Raw genomic sequence first — 20177 nt, 5'->3', positions numbered from 1 at the left:
ATAAGTTTGTAGGAAAGGCAGGGCAGATCCTAGGACGATGCAGTAGAAAGTAAATTGGTATTACTCATAAATGTGCGAGCGCGCAAGTTATGGGGGATTTAATGTGCCAGAATCAGAGATGGCTGACATTGTTAATATCGGTACAAAGTGGTAAATCTTACGGAAAAGATGCGTAATCAGCCGTACGGTCTGGTTATTGAGGCTATTCTGGTTATGGTTTGGGTAGTTCTGTAGATGCTTGTGAAAGAAGCAGATTATCTGCGTAGAGCTCTATAGAGATGGTGACTTTATCCGCCGATGAGAGAGCTAAACGCATGGAAGAGAGCACTTCGGGGTTATCGGCATCAAAGTCACTTTCTTGGTGTTGTGATGTGCGGTTAGTACCTGATTTTCCTTCTTTTACAATACTAATATGGTAGTGGCATAGGCAATCTTGGGTTGTTTTTGCGTAAGCAACCACGGTTGACTCAGTACCCTGTGTTTTTACATCAAACCAGATTTGTGCTTGTAATGCACCCGCCAGCAATAGAGCCAACATAGTTATACCTTTTATCCAGTTAGTTATGATTTATACTGTGTAAATATAGTACGTTACGTATAAAACAAAAGAAGCGGAATACCTGAGTTTCCGCTTCTTTTAGCTGTGGTCTGATATAGAGTGTAGATCTATTTTTAGTAATAGCTTAACAATGTTCAGCTAATTTTGTGTGACATTGGCGGTATTGTGACCACCGTATTGTGTTACGGTAGCTAAATCACCAAAGGCACTCTGGTCAACGGTAACACTGTTATGGTGGCCATTTTGGTAGGTGTCTGAGGTATTCATACCACCGGATTGCTTGATATCGGCATCATTACGGCGGCCAATTTGTACGGCATCAACGTCATTATTCAGGCCACGTTGTTTGACTTGCGCGGTGTTGTTTTGCCCGGTTTGGCTTACATCGATATCATTAAAGCGTCCACGTTGTTTCACGATAGCATCGTTATAAGAGCCTGATTGATCCACGGTGGTATCGTTACGACGGCCTGATTGTGTGACTTGAGCACTGTTTGCTGTGCCGCTTTGGTCTATATCAATATCATTTTTACGACCACGTTGAGTAACATCCGCGCTGTTTTTATTACCGTGCTGATCGATATCAGTTTTATTTAGCTGGCCTTTTTGTGCAACATCGGCACTGTTTTTACGGCCAAACTGGTCAATGGTGATATCGTTGCGTTTACCGCTTTGGTCGACCGTGGCATCATTTTTCCGGCCGCGCTGGTCTATATTGGTATCATTTTTATAACCGGCTTGCAGTACGTCAGCACTGTTACGTTTACCGCGCTGTTCAATATTAATATCATTTTTACTGCCACCCTGATCGGTGACGGCACTGTTGCGTGAGCCACTTTGGTAAATGGTGGTATCACTCATTGAGGCATTGAGTTGTTTTGAATCAGCGGTGTTTTTAGTACCCAGCTGGGTAACATCAATGAGTACATCGTTAGAGCCACTTTGCAGAGCATCTGCCAAGTTACCATTACCTGATTGGTAAATGGTTGTTTGTTGATTAGCAGCATTAATAGCAACGGAGCCTAAAATAGCGACGGTGATGATAGACAGATTCAACATTTTCATTATAAAAATCCTCAGTGTTGCTTTGCCTGAATTAATTCATCGGTTTGCTAATTACTTTGTGACAAGGTAATTGGTAAACCTACACCATGTTGCACGACTGCAGCACTAAGGCCTGTGCCGTTTTGATTAATGTTAGCTTGATTACTCGAGCCAATTTGTATAACAGCTGCGTAGTTGTTAAACCCATATTGATTAATCGCTGCATTGTTGGCGTAACCGCTTTGATTAATATATGCTTCGTTGCCTGAACCGTATTGTGAAACATCAGCAATGTTATTTACCCCTGACTGTTCAGCAAACACCGTATTGTGTGAGCCATACTGGGTGAGGGTGAAATCATTGCCTTTTCCTATTTGCCTCAATGATGCATCATTAAATACACCGTGCTGAAGAATATCAGTGCTGTTTTTGTATCCAGCCTGATAAATATCAACGGTATTGAAGTTTATCTCATCAGACGCTAAATCTTCTGCTGCATAAGTTGTCGGGATTAATGACAGCAAAATAAGCGCAGGTAGCCAAGAATACTTTCGCTGCATTAGAGTTACTCTTTTATCCGCTTTGCGTTTCAAGCAGCCTAATTATTGGCGGGATGTTAATAACTATAAATAAAACTATATTCGTATTTGTATGTAATATTACATTATAAAGTATTAATTATTTTTATTTTCCATCGATAAATTGTTGTTTTTATTTGACTGTGCATAATATTAATAGTGGTTAGGTATTAATTATTTTGGCTTCTGGTTTGTTATTTTTTGTTATTTTTTGTTGTTTGAGGTTGGTTTTTAGTGTGATTCTTATCATCGCGTAAATTTAATTAGTGAGTATTTATACGGTTTCTTTAAAATATAAGATGCAAGAAAATAAGTTTTGAAAAAATGTGAATATGGCTGAGGATAATATAAAAGTAAAAAAAGACCGCCAGAGCGGTCTTAATAAGGGTTAAAGAGTAATATCTACGGAGGTAATCAATCTACATTCGCAGGTACTTCTTCTTTCATATAGCGCTGAATAATCGGGTTATTTATCTCAGATGGGTTTTGTAACCCCCACAGGTTTTGTTTTAACCCCTCAACAATAAGGTGGGCTACGCCGGATTCGAGCGCGGCCATCATACACAACATAACCGGTTCATTGGTGGTAAATCCGGCTTCAAGTTCGAGTAATCGCTGAAACTCAATAAACCTAAAGACACCGGCTGAAAATTCATTCGAGAGTATGGTTTTACTGGTATTTACCGAAAGCAGTATTTCGCCGGTTCTGACATCGACCGCTCGCAGGTTTACCGCAACCTGATCAACCCGATATTTTCCTGATGCGCCAATGCCGAAATAACGGGCGCCCGCACCACCAGTTTTAATATCGGTATCATAGCCAATAATAGCGCCTTCAATCAGTACGTTGGCAGAAAGCAGTGAGGGCAGAGGGTTTTGGTTATTGGCTGCAACCGTACCACTTTCTTGGGCTGCCCGAATGATTTTACGTTCATTGAGTAAGTTTTGCAGCCCCTCACGTTCTAACGGTACAAACCAGCCGGAGTCTTTTAATGCTGAGGTTAGCATGGCATTACCGCTTTGTGGCACAGCAGTAGAGAAGTTGCTGGCAGGAAGCGGTTTAAATTGGCCAGTTTCATCCTGAACAGAATAAACGGAGACAATTATTTTCCCGTTTGGTTTTGGCAATTGAACCAGATCTTTATAGGTGCTAGGGCGCGGCATTAAGGTTGGTTTTGCACCTTCCTTGGGTATATCAGTGACCGCACATCCCCCCAGTAATAACACTGCGGTTAAAATCATTGCTCGCATAGAGGTAACCCTTATAGATTAATTTGTTGAGCGGCCACTGACTTCAATGGTAGAGGTTTGTCCGGTTTTTTTATCGGTAATTAAGACCACGAGCTGACCGGCATTGCCACCTTGTTGCACTTTTACGGAAAAGTCATTGGTTGAGATTGATTGTCCGGCAGTCGGATTACTTAATAAATCACTCACCAAATTTGATTGTAATAATTCGCTTAAGTTATCAAGCGCTGACGGGGTTGCTAGTGCTGATTCGAGTGAAGGATCACGGTAGCTATTTTGAGCCTGAGCACCTGACATTAAATAACCGCCGTTATTCGGGTTTCCCCCAAAATTGGGGTTTACCGGCTGGTAAATCAACGGGCTAGCCTGTGCTAAGAGACTTAGCATGAGCATAGGAGCTGTAAGCAGTATATTTTTTTTCATAATATCTCCATCAAAACTCATCAGAGGCTAATTCATCGGTTTTTAGCAGTGCTTTATCAAACATAATTTTTGCTAGGTTATCAGCTGTTACAACAATGGCTTGATTAACGGTTTTCTCTAAACTTTTTTTACTGGGAAAAAGTACAGTTCTAAATAACACATTTTGTTCATTTTTTATGGTGATAATACTTCCCCAACGTGCACTGGGTTTCTCGTAAATGGTCAGGTTGATATGATCACTGGCTTGCCATTTATCACTAAATAAGCGATAAAAATCATGGCCAACGGGGGTAATAGTTCTGTTGGTGATTAATCCAGCAATTTCCAGCTCAACAGCATGCAGTGGTGGTGGATATAAGGTAGTTAATACCAATATGGCCACGGCTAGCAGGCTAGCAGTAAATTTTCGCCACAGGATAATAGGGGAGTTATTCATGGCGGTTATGACTGTTGTTTAACATTTTCTTCGGCCCAGTAGATCGCTTGTGTGCGATTTCTAACATTTATCTTTCTGAATAAATTGTATAAATGCGATTTAATTGTATGCTCACTGACAAACAAGGTGCTGGCGATCTCCATATTTGATGCACCTGAGCGTAGTTTTTCCAAGATCTCTTTTTCACGCAATGTCAGTTGCGGATAGTTGGCCGTACCGCGTTGATGCACACGTAAATGCTCGATTAACAAGCTGGTTAAGCTGCGCGGCAACCAAAACTCACCCTGAATAACAGATTTAATACCTTTGACTAGCACATCTTCACTTTCATCTGTTTTAAATAATCCACAAATAGAGGGCCATGCAAGAACATCCTCCTGTGAATAGGTATCTGACATATTAAACAGCAGTGTTTTAATATTGGCTCGATACTTAAATATCTGATATTGCCAGAGTTTAATCTCTTTGTTATCCATCTCTGCCATGTCAAAAAGCATGACAGTCAGTGCAGAGGGCACATCATCTAGCGTATTGTGTAGGTTATGGATGCTAACAGGCAGAGTTGTCTTTTCCCGTAAGGTTCGACTTAATGCGCTAACCTGAAGCGATGGTTTGGTAATAAGCAGCAAATGCGCTTGTTTTTCCATAGTAAACCTCATCAGCTATACGGGAATATGCACTTTATGATTAGTACGAAAGCGTAGCGGATTAATCTTATTTCTTCCGCCTCCCTATTTATATGCCATTATGTTTCATTACTGAGATAACAAGCAGTTAGCACTTATTACTTAAAGAATGTTTAATTACTTTATAAAGAAATATTCTATTAAATGAGGGGATATAAAATAAGCATAGTCAATCGTAAAAAAATAGCCTGCTTAATTAAGCAGGCTATAGATACCCGTTGATGAGATGGCGTAGAAAGAGGGTTAAGTTTTAATTCTATGCCGATTGCTGGTGCTCGCGGTGGGTAATAAATGCCGTAGCCGCAATAATAATGGCTGCACCAAGCCACAAACGGCCAGGAGGAGCCCAGCCAAACACAATCCAACCGGCAGCAATATTGATAGGTAATTTAAAATTATCAAAGGGTTGCACAAAAGAGGCATCAGCACTGGCGTAAGCTTTGGCAATGGCGGTTTGTGCAAATGCGGTGAGTAACCCGACAACCAGTAAAATTGCGCCACTATAGAGCGTTGGCAGTGTAAATTCTGGAATGGCTAATACCAGATTAAAAGGAGTAATTAGCAGTAACAGGTAAACCACCATGGTGGTAGATGAGTCATGATGAGAAAGTTTTTTGACCATTAATGAGTAACTTGCCCAGAAAAAGGCGGCGGCCAGCGGCAACAAGGTAATCAGCTTAAACTCACTTCCCCACGGCTCAAGAATAATCATTGCACCAATAAACCCAGCTAACGTAGCACACCAGCGGGCCACGCCGACTTTCTCCCCTAAAAAAAGCCCTGAACCGAGTGTGGCAAACAGCGGTGATGTCATCAATAACGCAATGCCTTGCCAGATAGGAATAGGGTAGGCCAGCGCCCACAACCAGCACTGAATACCGATAACCGATAAAAAGATACGAAACACATGCTGCCCAAAATGCTGGGTATGCAAAGAGCGCCGTAAACCGGTTTTCAGTAACCAAGGCAGCATGGCTATCAGCGCAACAAGATACTGATACAGAGCAACAGAGGTTGAAGGCAGGCGCATATGAATGCTGATGTATTGTGTCAGCGTATTAATACAGGCAAAAGCGAGCCCAGCCAGAATCATCCAACTGGCGCCGACTAATGGTCGGTGAGTGTGCATTGTCATGAGGGGCTACTTAAAATCTTCGGCAATCAGTCACAAATTAAGGGAAGTAGTGTACCGATTTCCTGCCAGCAACACAGCAAAACCGAACATAAAAAGTGGGATATAAGCGAAACATAAAAAGAATAATATCTGTTGTAAAACAAGCGTTAAAAAATAGCAGCGAAAAAATAGCCACACCAGAGTTTGCTGATGCGGCTACGCTACATTTAGTTACACCGTCACGCACTCACAGGATGGTAAGCCCAGTGCATGCAGCATGACATCAGTTGCTGGTTGCTGATTAATGGTTTGCACGTGGCTTTGCACCAATACCGTACGAGTAATTTGGCTGAAAGCCTCACCAGAAAGATTTAGGTTGATTAATGCCGCTTGCAGCGGGGGTAGGCTTGGGTTAAACGCCGCATTTTCAGCATACATCCCCTGATAAATCTGGCCTGATGCCGTTTGCAGGGCAACGCCTGAATAGCTTTTGCTGTAAGGCGCATGGCTAGCATTGGCCGCCGATAATGCCTGTTGTATTACCGTGTCTTCTTCCATATCAACTTGTTTTTCAATGGATAATTGGTGCATTTGGTTATCCATCAACAGTGTGGTGATATTCAGATCGCGCGGGCCAAAGGCTTCCGGCAGATAGTCGTGTAACTTGCTTGCGGTACGTGCGGGAAGATGAATGTTGAGTGTCGGCGCGGCGTTGAGTTCATTCATAAACTGGCGGCAATGCCCGCAGGGTGAGTAATTAATGGTGATATCGCTCAGGGCTTTTTCGCCACGGATCCACGCATGCGTAATGGCACTCTGTTCTGCATGCACAGTTTGTTGCATTGCTGCACCGGTAAACTCCATATTGGCACCAAAATAGAGATTACCGCTCACACCTTTTGCTACCGCACCGACATAAAATGCTGAAATAGGGGCAACAGAATAGGCCGCTGCCAGAGGAAGCAGTGCTAGTGCAAGCGCCTCACTGGTCATGTTGCAGGCTGATTGCAGTGCAACCACCTCATCATGCGAAAGCCATCCGGCAAAACCAGCACGAGATACATAGGGAGTGAGCGCCGCAGCTAAATCACGCGGAAGATGGGTGAGTGCTGTTTGAATTCTCTCGTGCATTCGTGTGATCCCTTTTTATTCTCAGTTATAGGATCAACGATTCTAGAGAGCAAATATGAAATTTAGTGTGATGGATGTCACTTTTTAATGTAATGAATATTGATTGCATTCATTATTGTGAGAGTTATCCCACAATAATGATGTGTTAATCGCTTATAAGGCTATTATGCTCAATGCAATATATGCAGCAGAACAGGGAAGATCAGTGGAGCAATTAAAGAGGTAATAATGCCGCAGATCACCAGTGCCAAAGAGCTGAACGCACCTTCAACATAATCTTCCTCTGCGCAGCGTGCCGTTCCCAGTGCATGCGAGGCATTACCCATAGCCAACCCACGTGCAGAAGGGTGGTGTATTTTCAGCCAGCGCATATAAATATGGCCAAATACTGCACCGAGTAAACCCACATAGATAACTGCAACTGCAGTAATGGCCGGAATTCCGCCAATATTTTGCGCCACAGCCATAGCAATCGGCGTGGTGACCGATTTCGGAGCAATAGATGCGGCCATTTCAGGTGAAGCGCCCATCAGTAACGCGATGGCAGTGCCGCTGACAATGGCAAAAAAAGAGCCGACAAAACAGATCCCGATGATTGATTTCCAGCGAGCACGGATTTGATGTAACTGCTCATACAGCGGAAACGCCAATGCAACCACCGCGGGTTGTAGCAACTGATTTAATAGCTTACTGCCCGAAAAATACTCGCTGTAGGGGATACCCGTACAGACCAAAAATGCGATCAAGACCAGCATAGAGATCAGCAGCGGATTCATCAGCGGTGATTTTATTTTGGTTGCTAACCAGCGAGCAGCAAAAAATACGCCCAAGGTCAGCGGTAAAGGCCACCATATCATGACTGTTTCTCCACATCTGAATCTGTACTTTTCGGTGTTTCCGAATCCGGATTTTTTGCATGAATACGCTGATACACCACAGCCACGGCGGTCATCACAATAATAGTGCTGACGGTAGTGGATGCCAAAAATGCACCTAATTCACTGGATAACTGGTTGTAATGATTAATTAACCCGACACCGATTGGAATAAACAGCACAGCCATATAGCGGATGAAAAGATAACAACCTGATCTGACCCAGTCAGGGCGAATGACTCGAGTACAAAGCAGCGCAAATAGCACCAGCATACCAATAATACTGCCGGGAATATTCAGATGCAGCCATTCAGACAGACCGTTACCGATCCATAAACAGATGAAAATTAATGCAAATGCGCGGGCATAGCCCCATATAGAGTGAGTAAATTGTGACATAGGAATAGACAACGCTTAATAAACTTAAATCATCATACAATTGTTTTTTGAAACGCGCCATAGATCACACAATGTATAATGTGTGCACGAATATTTCCGACACTACCACACTCAGTACCGATGAAGAACCGTTATTCGTGCAATAACGCTGTTGTTGTCTAGCCAGAGATAATTTTTGTGAATCACACCAAACTTGTCTAAATAGCCAGCAACTAACCAATAAACACAGGATTATGGCGAAAATTGGTGTTATTTGATCAAAATCACCCCCCAGAGGTACTGGACAAAGCCAAAACTGGATTGATAGACTAAAAAAGTATTCAGCAGCCGGTAACCGGTTGTTGTTACGCCTAAAAAGTTCGGATGAAGGTATCAGGAGAGTGGGGAATCGACCCTACGCCGAAGAAGTAAATCTTTCAGGCGCTGTTTTCAACAGCAAAGACTGTTACTGGACGAGCCCTTGGAGAGAGCCATTGAATTGGACGCCGAAGGCGCAAGGTAGCTCCCGCTACTCAAACGCTCAGGCAAAAGGACAGGGGAAGAGATGTGCGGAAGATTGACCCAGCAGGGGCAATCTGCGTTGTGCTATGAGTGTTTTGGTGAGCTTCATACGTCCACATATCTGTTTCTCCTCCTAAATGGTTAGATTTATTACCTTACAGGAGGAATATTGTGTTTGATCTGCAATCAGTATTGCAAAGCGTTGATAATCTGGTTTGGGGCGCGCCTTTGCTGACACTTTTAGTCGGCACCGGTGTTTACTTAACCCTACGGCTTAAGCTTATTCAAATTATCTGCCTACCTCGGGCATTTTCCTATATGTTCCGTTCAGAGCCGGGGCAATCTGTCGGTGATGTCAGTGCATTTGCTGCATTGTGCACGGCACTGTCGGCTACTATCGGCACGGGAAATATTGTGGGTGTAGCTACCGCGATTAAAGCGGGCGGCCCCGGTGCACTGTTCTGGATGTGGATTGCGGCATTTTTTGGTATGGCCACCAAATATGCTGAGTGTCTGCTGGCGGTTAAATTTCGGGTTAAAGATGCTAATGGCCAGATGGCCGGTGGCCCGATGTACTATATCGAACAGGGGTTGGGGTTGAAGTGGTTGGCCTCACTGTTTGCGCTGTTTGGTGTCGGGGTCGCATTTTTTGGTATCGGTACTTTTCCGCAAGTGAATGCGATTACCGAATCACTCAATGCCACGTTTGGTTTTCCGGTTTGGATCACCGCCTTGGTGCTGACTTGCACGGTTGCTGCCGTAACATTGGGTGGGATAAAGCGTATTTCAGTGATCGCTCAATTTACCGTTCCCTTTATGGCGCTGTTTTATGTGGCCGGATCGGTGATGTTGCTGGCGGTAAATTACCACAAAGTGCCAGATGCCATTATGCTCATTATTACCTCTGCGTTTAACCCTGATGCCGCTGTCGGTGGGGCGGTTGGCCTGACCATTCAGCAGGTGATGAAATCAGGGATTGCGCGCGGAGTATTCTCTAACGAATCTGGCTTGGGAAGCGCACCGATTGCTGCTGCCGCTGCTCGTACCAATGAGCCGGTGCGTCAGGGGTTGATCTCAATGACCGGTACATTTATTGATACGCTGGTGATCTGTACCATGACCGGATTGGCACTGGTGGTGACCGGTGTCTGGAATGGCCCGCTAAGCGGTGCGGCGATGACCAATGCGGCCTTTTCGAGTGGGTTAAACGGGATTGGTGAATGGATTGTGACCATTGGCCTGATGTTTTTTGCATTTACCACTATTTTAGGTTGGAACTACTACGGTGAGCGTTGTGTTACCTACTTGTGGGGAACAAAAGGCATTAACCCTTATCGCTGGATTTTTATTGCACTGGTCGCCTCGGGTGCATTTTTAAAACTCGATACGATCTGGATTTTGGCCGACATTGTTAATGGCCTGATGGCGATCCCCAACCTGATAGCTCTGCTTGGATTACGCCATGTGGTGATTGCTGAAACCCGTGATTATTTCGCTAGAATGCGAGTATCAACCTCTGCCATTCAGCCGGTTTAACCGGCTATTACTGCACTTTCTTCTTTCATTATTCCCGCATAAATTGCCACACAAATGTTGCGATATCCGCATTGTGTGGCAACTGCGATATAGGGTATTTCCCTCTAAAAAAATTGCCAGTAAATCAGCGATACTCAGTGATCACGCCAGACTTGTCAGGATGCAAAGGTGTTCACTGTTGCAAATACAGCTGCAAACGCTGCTGCAATGTTTATCAGGGCAGAGTGTCACTAGACTGTTTTGTTTTTGTAACCAAGCTGTCATTGTGAGCGCCTATATTTCCCATGCAGACCGACAACAGTCGGCAGGATACTGTTTTATATGGAGATATAATCACAATGACAACACGTTTTTCTTTTGCGCTTATCACCACGGCAATCATGATCTCTTTGGGGGCTCAGGCTGCTGACCATCAGGACGCTGGCAGTAAAGCGGATAAATTAGCCGGCTTACCACCGCTAAGTGCACGTGCAGCACAGGGTGATATCACCCAGTTTGGCGGTGCCCGCCGCTTGGCTGCTGAGCAGACCGCCGCGCTGCGTGCCTCTTTATCCGGCAAACACGTTAAGAACGTGATTTTACTGATTGGTGATGGCATGGGTGATTCGGAGATCACCAGTGCACGTAACTATGCTGAAGGTGCGGGTGGCTATTTCAAGGGTATTGATGCTTTACCGCTAACCGGCCAGTACACACACTATGCGCTGGATAAGAAAACTGGTAAGCCCGATTACGTAACAGACTCTGCCGCGTCAGCCACGGCTTGGAGCACCGGAGTTAAAACCTATAACGGTGCGTTGAGTGTTGATATCACAGAAACACCACACACAACATTGCTGGAATTGGCCAAAATAGCCGGAAAATCTACGGGTAACGTTTCTACTGCCGAGCTGCAAGATGCCACACCTGCCGCGCAGGTCGCACATGTTACTGCCCGTAAATGTTATGGCCCTGATACCACCACACTGCTTTGCCCGAGCAACGCGCTTGAAAATGGCGGTAAAGGATCAGTAACAGAGCAAATGCTGAAAACCCGCCCTGATGTTTCACTCGGTGGTGGAATGAAAACCTTTGCCGAAGTGTCTAAAGCGGGGCAATGGCAGGGAAAAACATTGCGTGAGCAGGCGCTGGCACAAGGGTATGTGATTGTTGAAAACAGAGATGATTTAGGAAAAATCACCAGCGCTAATCAGAAAGCACCGCTGTTAGGGCTGTTCTCTGATGGTAATATGCCGGTTCGTTGGCAAGGCCCGAAAGCGAGTTTACACGGTAACCTGACACAACCTGCGGTGACCTGTATCAATAATCCGGCTCGTACGGCTGCTGTGCCGACACTGGCAGAGATGACAGAAAAAGCGATTAACTTGCTTAAAGACAATAAAAAGGGTTTCTTCTTGCAGGTTGAAGGGGCTTCTATCGATAAACAAAATCACGCGGCTAACCCGTGTGGTCAGTTTGGTGAAACGGTCGATCTGGATGAAGCCGTACAAAAAGCCTTAGAGTTTGCGCGTAAAGAGGGGAATACACTGGTGGTTGTGACCGCCGATCATGCGCATTCCAGCCAAATAGTCGCCCCTGACACCAAAGCACCCGGCCTGACTCAGGCTCTGACGACCAAAGATGGTGCAATCATGGCTATCAGCTATGGTACGGCGGAAGAGGGTTCTCAGGAGCATACCGGTTCACAATTACGTATTGCGGCATACGGCCCGCGAGCGGCGAACGTTGTCGGGTTGACCGATCAAACCGATCTGTTCTTTACTCTGCGTGATGCAATGAATATCAAGCAATAAACTTGTTTTAAATACACGAAAGTTTAATGTATGGTGGAGATAAGTGTTTTTTATCTCCGCCATTTTTTTATGTGCTCTTTTGTTATGTACGCTGGAGCGAGTGTTGTATTTACGGCGTGATTTACCGGATTAACACAGAGACTTGATCAGTGCGATGCATTGACCGGTCGAGCTTTTTGGTTGCTCTGCTTTAACCGCTGTTTTTGCGTGTACTGCTGATATATCACTTCCCCGACACACAGTATTAGCCCAAGCCAGATGAAGCTAAAGCTGATGCCTTTAACGCGATCAAACGGCTCATCAAAAATAAGTACAGCGAGTAAAAACTGCAAAGAAGGTTCGATATACTGCACCAAACCGACAATGGTTAGAGAGGTACGTTTTACTGCCAATGCAAACAGTAGTAGTGGCAGCAATGTGACCGGAGCACTGAGAATGTAGCCTGCGCGGGTGAGTGTATCGGCATCGAGCAGTACGCTGTTACCGCTGACCAGTAGCCATACGGCGTAGGCTAGCGCAAAAGGAAATAGGCACAGTGTCTCCACGCTGAGCGCGGTGATTGAATCATAATTAACGTGTTTACGGATCAGGCCATATACGGCAAAAGCTGAACCCATCAGTATTGCTAGCCACGGTAATTGGCCGTAATGCCAGACTTGGTAACCTACACCGATAATAGCGCAGATGACAGCCCAGCGCTGATAGCGGGTTAATTTATCACTGAGAAATATAACACCCAGTGCAATAGAGCAAAGTGGGTTAATAAAATATCCAAGGCTTGCTGAGAGCACTTGATCATGGGTGATGGCATAGGTGAATGCTGTCCATGATATGCACATCACTAAACTACCCAGTAAACAGCCAAGAAGTGATTTTTTATCCTGCCATACTTGTTTAAATGTAGTTTTATTCTGCATAAAACAGCGAGCAAGCAGTAACAGCGGTAGCGACCAGATTAACCGTTGTGAGAGCAGTTCAAGGGCATTCGCACCGGGAATAAGCCGATAAAATATCGGGGTTATCCCCCATAAAATAAATGCAGCGGCGGCAATAAAAGGGCCAGAAAACAGTAGAGGCATATATATTGCGGTATTGTTATGCAATACCGCACCTATAGGTAAATTATCGAATTATTTATGTTCATGTTCAATGCCGATTCGCAAATAGCGTGGCGCTAAAAAGCCTTATCTTTACGACATTAACTGCTGCCCATAATCATACAATGCTTTCAACAATGCTAATTTTTCCGGATTATCATCATAAAAATTTGCCAAATCTTCTAAGCTGCGCACAAATGCAGGGGCCTGAGCGGTGAGCACTTCATGCCTATGGGTAAACCATTGTTGCTGTTCAGCCGCTGTTAACGTGTGGGGATAGTTGCGTGCGCGGTGGCGAAACAGCAGCGGTGTAATTCGTTTATCGGTAAATTGTAAATCTAACTCACCGAGTTGTTCAGGTTTGGTTTGCTGAATAATGCGCATAGCGGCTTTATCGGCATCAGAGAAAAAACCGTCATACAGCTGCGCATCAACATTATTTTGTGCCGGATACGTTTTTTCTTGTGCAAATATAGCAACCAATTTTTCCCGTAATTCAGGGGTATCACGCAGGTGCTGTAAGTGAGCTAAACAGGTTTCACGGTTAATACCTAAGCGCTCAGCATTTTCAGGCAACAGTGTTTTTGCTGGAGCCAAAATTGGGCACTTGTTGATGTGAACCAGTTTGAGTGGAAGGCGGCTTTCACCGACAGCCAGCTCTGCAGTAGGGGTGTACAGTTTTTCGCGTAATACATCAGCGCTTTCAGTGAGCAGCGGGGTAATATCTCCGGCCAGATCAACCACAATTACTGCATTTTGGTTATGCGGATGCCACGCTATCGGGGCTATCCAGCTGGTATTGCCGCGCCATGCGCCGAACATACCGGAAACATGCACTAACGGTGACATATTCACTAGATCGAGTAGCGCTGAGATTTTGCGCTTGTGGCGATGAGTCAAAAAATAGTCAAACAGCTTAGGCTGTGCCTGTTTTAAGCGTTTTGCTATGGCAATCGTGGCATATACATCAGACATCGCATCGTGTGCCTGTGTGTGTTCGATACCATTAGCGCGTGTTAAACGTTCAAGTTTAAAGCTGGGTAAGCCATCATCACCCTCAGGCCATTCAATACCCTCAGGGCGCAGTGCATAACAAGCACGCACCACATCCAGTAAATCCCAACGTGAGTTATGGTTTTGCCAACTGTAGGCATACGGATCAATAAAATTGCGGTAAAAAATATTGCGGGTGACTTCATCATCAAATCGGATATTGTTATAGCCCACAATACAGGTGTTCGGCACACTAAATTGCTGGTGGATTTGGTGGGCAAACTCGGCCTCGCACACCCCTTTTTTTGCCGCAAGTTGCGGCGTAATACCGGTGATCATGACAGCTTCAGGTTGTGGTAAATAGTCATCAGTCGGCTGGCAATAGATCACCAATGGTTCGTCTATGACATTAAAATCACTGTCTGTACGTACACCGGCAAACTGTGAAGGGCGATCGAGTGCAGGGTGCGTGCCCCACGTTTCAAAATCATAAAAGTAAAACGTATTTTCGGTTGAAGATGTCATCAGAATACCGGCTTTTTGTTAATGCTCCAGAGCAGCCTGCGCTAACGTTGAAAGCGATGTATCAAGGCCACAGTCAATATATGCCGGATTTTAGCAAAGAATCGTATCTATTGGCGGAATAAATAACAAAAGTGTACGAATATTTTTGTGTGTATGCTTAAGATTTAAATATACCGTAAAGTACCTGTAAATGAATATTATATCTCTGTTATGCATAATTTTATTTCTATTTTATTTTAACTCGGTTGTTTTACTTATGCTCAAATACAGTATTAACATGATGGAGTCATTGGTATCAGACAAGTGATACTACGAGTGTAGAGTATGAGTGAGCTTTTATTTTTCAATTTTAATTATGTTCTCTATTGCCTAATTAATTATTATCTTGGAGGCGCAGATTATGGATATAAATACTTCTAGTGGAACATCGAGTACGAGTATCTAGTAGGAACAAGCACGTCAACAACAGACTTACAAAACTCTACTGCATCTACATCTAAACCAGGAAGTATACTAAGTAAGGTTTCGTCGAGCTTTGTTTCTGGTGATACGGGAGAACCAAAGAGTCTAAAAGAGATAGGTAATAGTGTGGAAAAAGAGGTTCAGCGGTCCGTGGATAAAGTAAAAAAAGAGGCTGGCAAGTTTCTTAGGAAGTTCTAATTTACATGATTTAATTAGATAAATAGTTAAATTCATTATTTAGTAAGGATGCTTATATATGCTAGTTAAAAATCTGAGTTCTTCGTCAATGTCATTAAATCCAGATCATTTAGATTTAGGTAGAGAGCCTATACCATCAGGGACTCCTATGCCAAGAAAGTTAAAGAAAGACAGTAATAATAGTGACGGCTCAGTACTACAATTAAGATCTAGGAGTGCTTCACTGCCGTCATTAAGTAGTAAGGCAGTTAGTGCAGTCACATTGAATAGAGGTGCATCATTATCTTCAGTAAGTAAAGTGGTAATTAGTGACGTTGCATTAAATGAACAGACTACTTTACTTTCTAGTGTACAGAGTGAAAATACTAATGTAGAAAGTAGTCTAACTAGCACAATCCCAAGTAATCCCATCTTATTTCAAGCGCAGATTGTTTCTTCACCTATGAATGCTGAGGTTGTTAATAAGGTTTTCAATGAAAAGCCTTTAGCTAAAATAATAGCAAAACATGGTTTTTTCAGATGTATTTTTGAGCGGGTTCGTCGTGCTTTTTGTTCTAAAAATACAAATAATAAACGTGCAGCTGAATATAAATTGGGTATTAAAAATCTTAAGTTCATTCGAGGAGTAGAAAAAAGGAGTAAGGATGCGGTTGCTTTCTTTAAGGGTGACAATGAAATAAAAGAGGCTGTGAATTTGCAGTTTCTCGCTAGAGTTTTTTCTGATAATGGGGCTTTGTTATCCTTAACTAATGGTGATGATGGTGACTTTTTATTCAAACTTTCCATGCCGGTTATTAATGGTAATGGCGAGCATGGTCAGCTAGAAAAAAGTATTTGTATAAAACCGGAGTTGGTTGGTTTGTGTGAGCACAGCTATAACCATAACACTGGTCAGGTATATTCATCAAAAGCTTACCTTGAAAGCGGATTTTTTGACTATTATTATTCTGTGATGGCATCTAAATTACCTAAATTAAATGTAAATAATAATGGGAGTGGGCAGTTAGAAGAGCAAGATGGTGTTATAAATTCACTGCGGTTTGATAATGAGACTTTGTTAAATAAGATTGAGTTATTAGAAGGTGAAAGAAAAAAAGATAAAGATGCATTGACTCAAGAAAGAGCAAATCTAAGTGGGCTTGTTGTTTTGGCTAAAGATAGGGAGAGTGGCTTGTTAAATAAAATTAAATCATTAAAAGAAGATCTTGAAACTAATAAAATTGATTTAATTGAGGCTAATAAGGTTATTCTCGATACGGATCTGCCTGATTTACAGAGTAAATCAGCTGGTTTTGAAACATTAAAAGATGATTTTAGTAAATTGAATATTCAGAATGGAAAATTGAATTCAGAGCTGCAAAAATATAAAGATTATGTAGTGGTGTTAAAAGAAAAGATGACAAAATATAAAGAGTTGGTTGCTAAAAATAATTCTGATTATCAACTTAAGTATACCGACTATGTTAACTCTATTGCATCGACTAGCAACAAATTAGGACAAGCTGAAAAAATGTTTTCCGATTTAAAAAGTCAGTATGAAGAAAATCTTGCTAAGACTGAAAAACATGAACAAACAATAAAAGATTTAAGTATTAATGTTGCGGAACTGAAACAGCAGTTAGAATCTAAAAAAAGTAATAAAGGTAATGTAGTGACTCGTGCGTTTAAAAAAATAGCCTAACCCTGAACCCCTTATCTGATAGTAATCACTGCCCCACCACATGAGTGCCCCACCACATGAGTGATAGGGGCTTATTCCTTTATGTACTTGTGTAACTGAATGTAGCAAAATGCCTCTACCGGTATCTCTTGAAGCGTAGAGGCGCTATACAATGAGCCAGATTTTTGATGTCAGCCTATCGGCATATCCTTTCCCCGCAAAACCTGAACCACTGACGGAACAACAAAAGCAGTTCTACCGTGAACAAATAAAGGGTCTGTTAAAAGAGAAAAATGCCGTGCTGGTTGCGCATTACTACACTGATCCTGAAATTCAGGCGCTTGCCGAAGAGACAGGGGGATGTGTAGCTGACTCTTTAGAGATGGCAAAATTTGGCCGGGCACATTCAGCATCAACGCTGATTGTTGCAGGTGTACGCTTTATGGGCGAATCGGCGAAAATCCTTAGCCCTGAAAAACAGGTGTTGATGCCGACACTTGAGGCTGAATGTTCACTTGATTTAGGCTGCCCCGAAGCTGAGTTTTCCGCATTTTGTGATGCTCATCCAGATCGGGCAGTAGTTGTGTACGCCAATACGTCTGCGGCAGTAAAAGCGCGGGCTGATTGGGTGGTGACATCAAGTATCGCGGTTGAATTAATTGATCATTTAGACAGCCTTGGTGAGAAAATTATCTGGGCACCTGATCGTCATCTTGGCCATTATGTGCAAAAACAAACCGGTGCGGATGTATTGTGCTGGCAAGGTGAGTGTATTGTACATGATGAGTTTAAAGCGCAAGCACTTAAACAAATGAAGGCACTGTACCCCGATGCCGCGGTGTTGGTACACCCTGAGTCACCTGAGTCTGTAGTGGCATTAGCGGATGCTGTCGGCTCAACCAGCCAGTTGATTAAAGCGGCCCAAACATTGCCACAATCAACATTAATTGTGGCAACTGACCGAGGGATTTTTTATAAAATGCAGCAGGCTTGTCCGGATAAGCAAATATTTGCTGCACCGACAGCAGGCGAGGGAGCAACGTGCAAAAGCTGTGCGCATTGCCCGTGGATGGCGATGAATGGCTTACAGGCCATTTATTCGGCATTGAAAGATGACCCTGCTCCTCACGAAATTCATATTGATGAAACTGTTCGACAAAAAGCATTACTACCGTTAAACCGTATGCTTGAATTTGCGGCATCATTAATGTAATTCGATGATATAAAATATATTTACAGTAGCCCGCAGTATTTCTACGGGCTAAAATAAGATAATACTCGAAGAATTCAACTTCAGTTATTTTGTTGCAGGTGTTAATGTCGTGCTTGTTACTGCTGGTGCAGCGTGTGATGTAGTAACAGGCGTACCAATTAGGCTTTCTGAATCGATAATAATACCATCTTCAGCACCTTTTAGTGCCAGATTTGCTTCGTAATATTTGCCTTCTTTCATTAATTCAATAGCTTTATTAACATGCTGCTGAGTTTGTTTTAATGGCATGAGCGCTTGGTTTTCTACAATACCAATACCTGCTAAACGTAATGTATCTAGTGCGCCTTTACGATCGCCTGCTTTGATTTTTTCATTTGCAGTACTGATAGCCTTTTGTTTGATCGGTGTTGGTACAAAATCTTCGGCAACAGACATTGATGCATTTACGATAACATAATTATCACCTGCCAGTGGCGCAGTTTTACCAACTTTAATAAATTTCGTCCAGTCAATGCTGTCATTAGCCAGTTCTGCTTTTGCTTTTAGCACTAATTTTTGTGCTTCTGCCGGTTGGCCATTAAACAGTGCAGCTCTAGCTCGTTGCACATTCATCATAGCTGAGAAACCTTGTTGAGCCACTTGCAATACATCTTTTTGTTGTTGCTGGCTAACAGTTTGTGTAGCGGGCTGTTCGGCGGCCATCGCACCGGTAGAGAAAATAGCAACAGATAGTGCAACTGCAGATAGAATCTTTTTCATTTTCATTCCCTACATAATAATAAATAAGACTTTTAAGAGCGTAAATATGACATATCTAATGTCAGGTGTAATAACATTATGAGTCTAGCGTATACAAAATAGTTGATATTTGTAGTCACAAAGTGTGCTTGAATGTTTCAGGATTAATCGATTCAATAATGTGATTTTAAATTAGACTACAAAGAGAGATGTTACACTTAAAATAGTCTCTCTTTAAATTTTACGTAGTTATCATAATGATATTTTATTATCTATTTCTTACCTTATCTAACTTTAAGTTTTTTTGATGTTGTCGAATTTGTTCTGCAAAATGAATAAGTTCGGGGTTGTCAGAAAAAGCCACGTCGGTATCAACAGCCTGCCAGAGTGATAAAACGGTATTTGCTTGCTGAATAAGTGATGTTTGTTCTTGCTCACTTATGCCTGATTCAGAGAGTAAACGTTGAATATGCTCAAGTTGCTTCACTGAATTATGAGCTATTTTTATAATGCAATCTGAACTCATATTAACTCCTATCGCAACGTAATATCTTATAACAGTATTTAATACCATTATGCTAGAAGGCAAAAGAACATCATAAAAATAGAATTAGTGCCTAGAAATAGATTAACCTAAGCATCCAAGCAGCGCGACTGTGATCTTGTGTATGAATACACATAACGGTAACGACTTTTTACAGCACGTATTTAAATTCTTTACCGTATGCCTGTAGACTTAATCTTTTCGCATGAAGAGTGCCAACACAGCCGTGATCACGACATTAGCAAGATAAAACCATGATAACCATTCTGGGCGGGAACTTAGGGTTAAATTATTAGTGAGTGCCGCACCAATAAACAGAATCCAGATCAGGGCTATCATGCCGCCCCCGACTTTAGTATTGATTTCAATAGTATTTTTATGAGCATCCATATTGTTCATTCCTGCAAACAAGGCTGTGTGAAGTG

At 42.9% G+C, this 20177-nt stretch carries 20 protein-coding genes and 1 riboswitch; of the genes, 4 read left to right on the top strand and 16 right to left on the bottom strand.

Annotated features, from left to right (window positions below):
- Positions 1–211: 211 nt before the first annotated feature.
- From csgH to AC1HDJ_RS09775, 11 genes are all read right to left on the bottom strand, one after another.
- Positions 212–538: a curli-like amyloid fiber formation chaperone CsgH gene (gene csgH / locus AC1HDJ_RS09825; protein ID WP_479535508.1), complete on the bottom strand. Its 327-nt coding sequence runs from the start codon at positions 536–538 to the stop codon at positions 212–214.
- A gap of 159 nt (positions 539–697) precedes the next feature.
- Positions 698–1624, bottom strand: coding sequence for a hypothetical protein (locus tag AC1HDJ_RS09820; RefSeq protein WP_479535506.1), 927 nt, complete (start codon positions 1622–1624; stop codon positions 698–700).
- A gap of 47 nt (positions 1625–1671) precedes the next feature.
- Positions 1672–2196, bottom strand: coding sequence for a curli minor subunit CsgB (gene csgB, locus AC1HDJ_RS09815; protein ID WP_479535504.1), 525 nt, complete (start codon positions 2194–2196; stop codon positions 1672–1674).
- A 399-nt stretch (positions 2197–2595) separates the two neighbouring features.
- Positions 2596–3432, bottom strand: a complete 837-nt coding sequence (locus AC1HDJ_RS09810) for a CsgG/HfaB family protein (RefSeq protein ID WP_438624014.1) — start codon at positions 3430–3432, stop codon at positions 2596–2598.
- An 18-nt stretch (positions 3433–3450) separates the two neighbouring features.
- Positions 3451–3852, bottom strand: a complete 402-nt coding sequence (locus AC1HDJ_RS09805; RefSeq protein WP_479535502.1) for a curli assembly protein CsgF — start codon at positions 3850–3852, stop codon at positions 3451–3453.
- Between the two features lie 10 nt (positions 3853–3862).
- Positions 3863–4234 (bottom strand): curli production assembly/transport protein CsgE, encoded by a 372-nt coding sequence (gene csgE, locus AC1HDJ_RS09800; protein WP_479535500.1) that lies wholly within the window; start codon positions 4232–4234, stop codon positions 3863–3865.
- Positions 4235–4293: 59 nt separating this feature from the next.
- Positions 4294–4935, bottom strand: a complete 642-nt coding sequence (gene csgD / locus AC1HDJ_RS09795) for a biofilm master transcriptional regulator CsgD (protein ID WP_479535497.1) — start codon at positions 4933–4935, stop codon at positions 4294–4296.
- A 295-nt stretch (positions 4936–5230) separates the two neighbouring features.
- Complete coding sequence (locus tag AC1HDJ_RS09790) at positions 5231–6109, bottom strand: DMT family transporter (RefSeq protein WP_479535494.1); 879 nt, start codon at positions 6107–6109, stop codon at positions 5231–5233.
- 210 nt (positions 6110–6319) lie between these two features.
- Positions 6320–7219 (bottom strand): cytidine deaminase, encoded by a 900-nt coding sequence (cdd, locus tag AC1HDJ_RS09785; protein WP_479535492.1) that lies wholly within the window; start codon positions 7217–7219, stop codon positions 6320–6322.
- A 170-nt stretch (positions 7220–7389) separates the two neighbouring features.
- Complete coding sequence (locus AC1HDJ_RS09780) at positions 7390–8076, bottom strand: CidB/LrgB family autolysis modulator (protein WP_479535490.1); 687 nt, start codon at positions 8074–8076, stop codon at positions 7390–7392.
- Positions 8073–8492: a CidA/LrgA family protein gene (locus AC1HDJ_RS09775; protein WP_479535488.1), complete on the bottom strand. Its 420-nt coding sequence runs from the start codon at positions 8490–8492 to the stop codon at positions 8073–8075. The genes AC1HDJ_RS09780 and AC1HDJ_RS09775 overlap by 4 nt, the downstream gene beginning before the upstream one ends.
- 450 nt (positions 8493–8942) lie before the next feature.
- Positions 8943–9038: riboswitch (glycine riboswitch) on the top strand.
- Positions 9039–9164: 126 nt separating this feature from the next.
- On the opposite strand from AC1HDJ_RS09775, the gene AC1HDJ_RS09770 reads away from it, so the two are divergent.
- On the top strand, positions 9165–10529 hold the full coding sequence (locus AC1HDJ_RS09770) for an alanine/glycine:cation symporter family protein (protein WP_479535485.1): 1365 nt from the start codon (positions 9165–9167) through the stop codon (positions 10527–10529).
- Between the two features lie 332 nt (positions 10530–10861).
- On the top strand, positions 10862–12322 hold the full coding sequence (gene phoA, locus AC1HDJ_RS09765) for an alkaline phosphatase (protein WP_479537084.1): 1461 nt from the start codon (positions 10862–10864) through the stop codon (positions 12320–12322).
- A gap of 146 nt (positions 12323–12468) precedes the next feature.
- Here phoA and rarD read toward each other — a convergent pair whose 3' ends face one another.
- Positions 12469–13401, bottom strand: coding sequence for an EamA family transporter RarD (gene rarD / locus AC1HDJ_RS09760; RefSeq protein ID WP_479535483.1), 933 nt, complete (start codon positions 13399–13401; stop codon positions 12469–12471).
- A gap of 111 nt (positions 13402–13512) precedes the next feature.
- Positions 13513–14940 (bottom strand): exodeoxyribonuclease I, encoded by a 1428-nt coding sequence (gene sbcB / locus AC1HDJ_RS09755; RefSeq protein WP_479537082.1) that lies wholly within the window; start codon positions 14938–14940, stop codon positions 13513–13515.
- 715 nt (positions 14941–15655) lie between these two features.
- On the opposite strand from sbcB, the gene AC1HDJ_RS09750 reads away from it, so the two are divergent.
- Positions 15656–17278, top strand: a complete 1623-nt coding sequence (locus AC1HDJ_RS09750; RefSeq protein WP_479535481.1) for a zinc ribbon domain-containing protein — start codon at positions 15656–15658, stop codon at positions 17276–17278.
- Between the two features lie 151 nt (positions 17279–17429).
- Positions 17430–18470: a quinolinate synthase NadA gene (gene nadA, locus AC1HDJ_RS09745; RefSeq protein ID WP_479535479.1), complete on the top strand. Its 1041-nt coding sequence runs from the start codon at positions 17430–17432 to the stop codon at positions 18468–18470.
- Positions 18471–18554: 84 nt separating this feature from the next.
- On the opposite strand, the gene AC1HDJ_RS09740 is transcribed toward nadA, so the two are convergent.
- The 3 genes from AC1HDJ_RS09740 to AC1HDJ_RS09730 all read right to left on the bottom strand — a co-directional run bounded on the left by AC1HDJ_RS09740 (position 18555) and on the right by AC1HDJ_RS09730 (position 20142).
- Positions 18555–19229 (bottom strand): YfdX family protein, encoded by a 675-nt coding sequence (locus AC1HDJ_RS09740; RefSeq protein WP_479535477.1) that lies wholly within the window; start codon positions 19227–19229, stop codon positions 18555–18557.
- 247 nt (positions 19230–19476) lie between these two features.
- A complete protein-coding gene (locus AC1HDJ_RS09735; protein ID WP_479535475.1) occupies positions 19477–19734 on the bottom strand; it encodes a hypothetical protein in 258 nt (85 codons plus the stop codon).
- 210 nt (positions 19735–19944) lie between these two features.
- Positions 19945–20142 carry a hypothetical protein gene (locus tag AC1HDJ_RS09730; RefSeq protein ID WP_479535473.1) on the bottom strand — a complete coding sequence of 66 codons (198 nt, stop codon included), beginning with the start codon at positions 20140–20142 and terminating at the stop codon, positions 19945–19947.
- Positions 20143–20177 lie beyond the last annotated feature (35 nt).

The organism is Plesiomonas sp. ISS29 (assembly GCF_056522795.1).
This window is presented reverse-complemented; position numbering and strand designations above follow the sequence as displayed.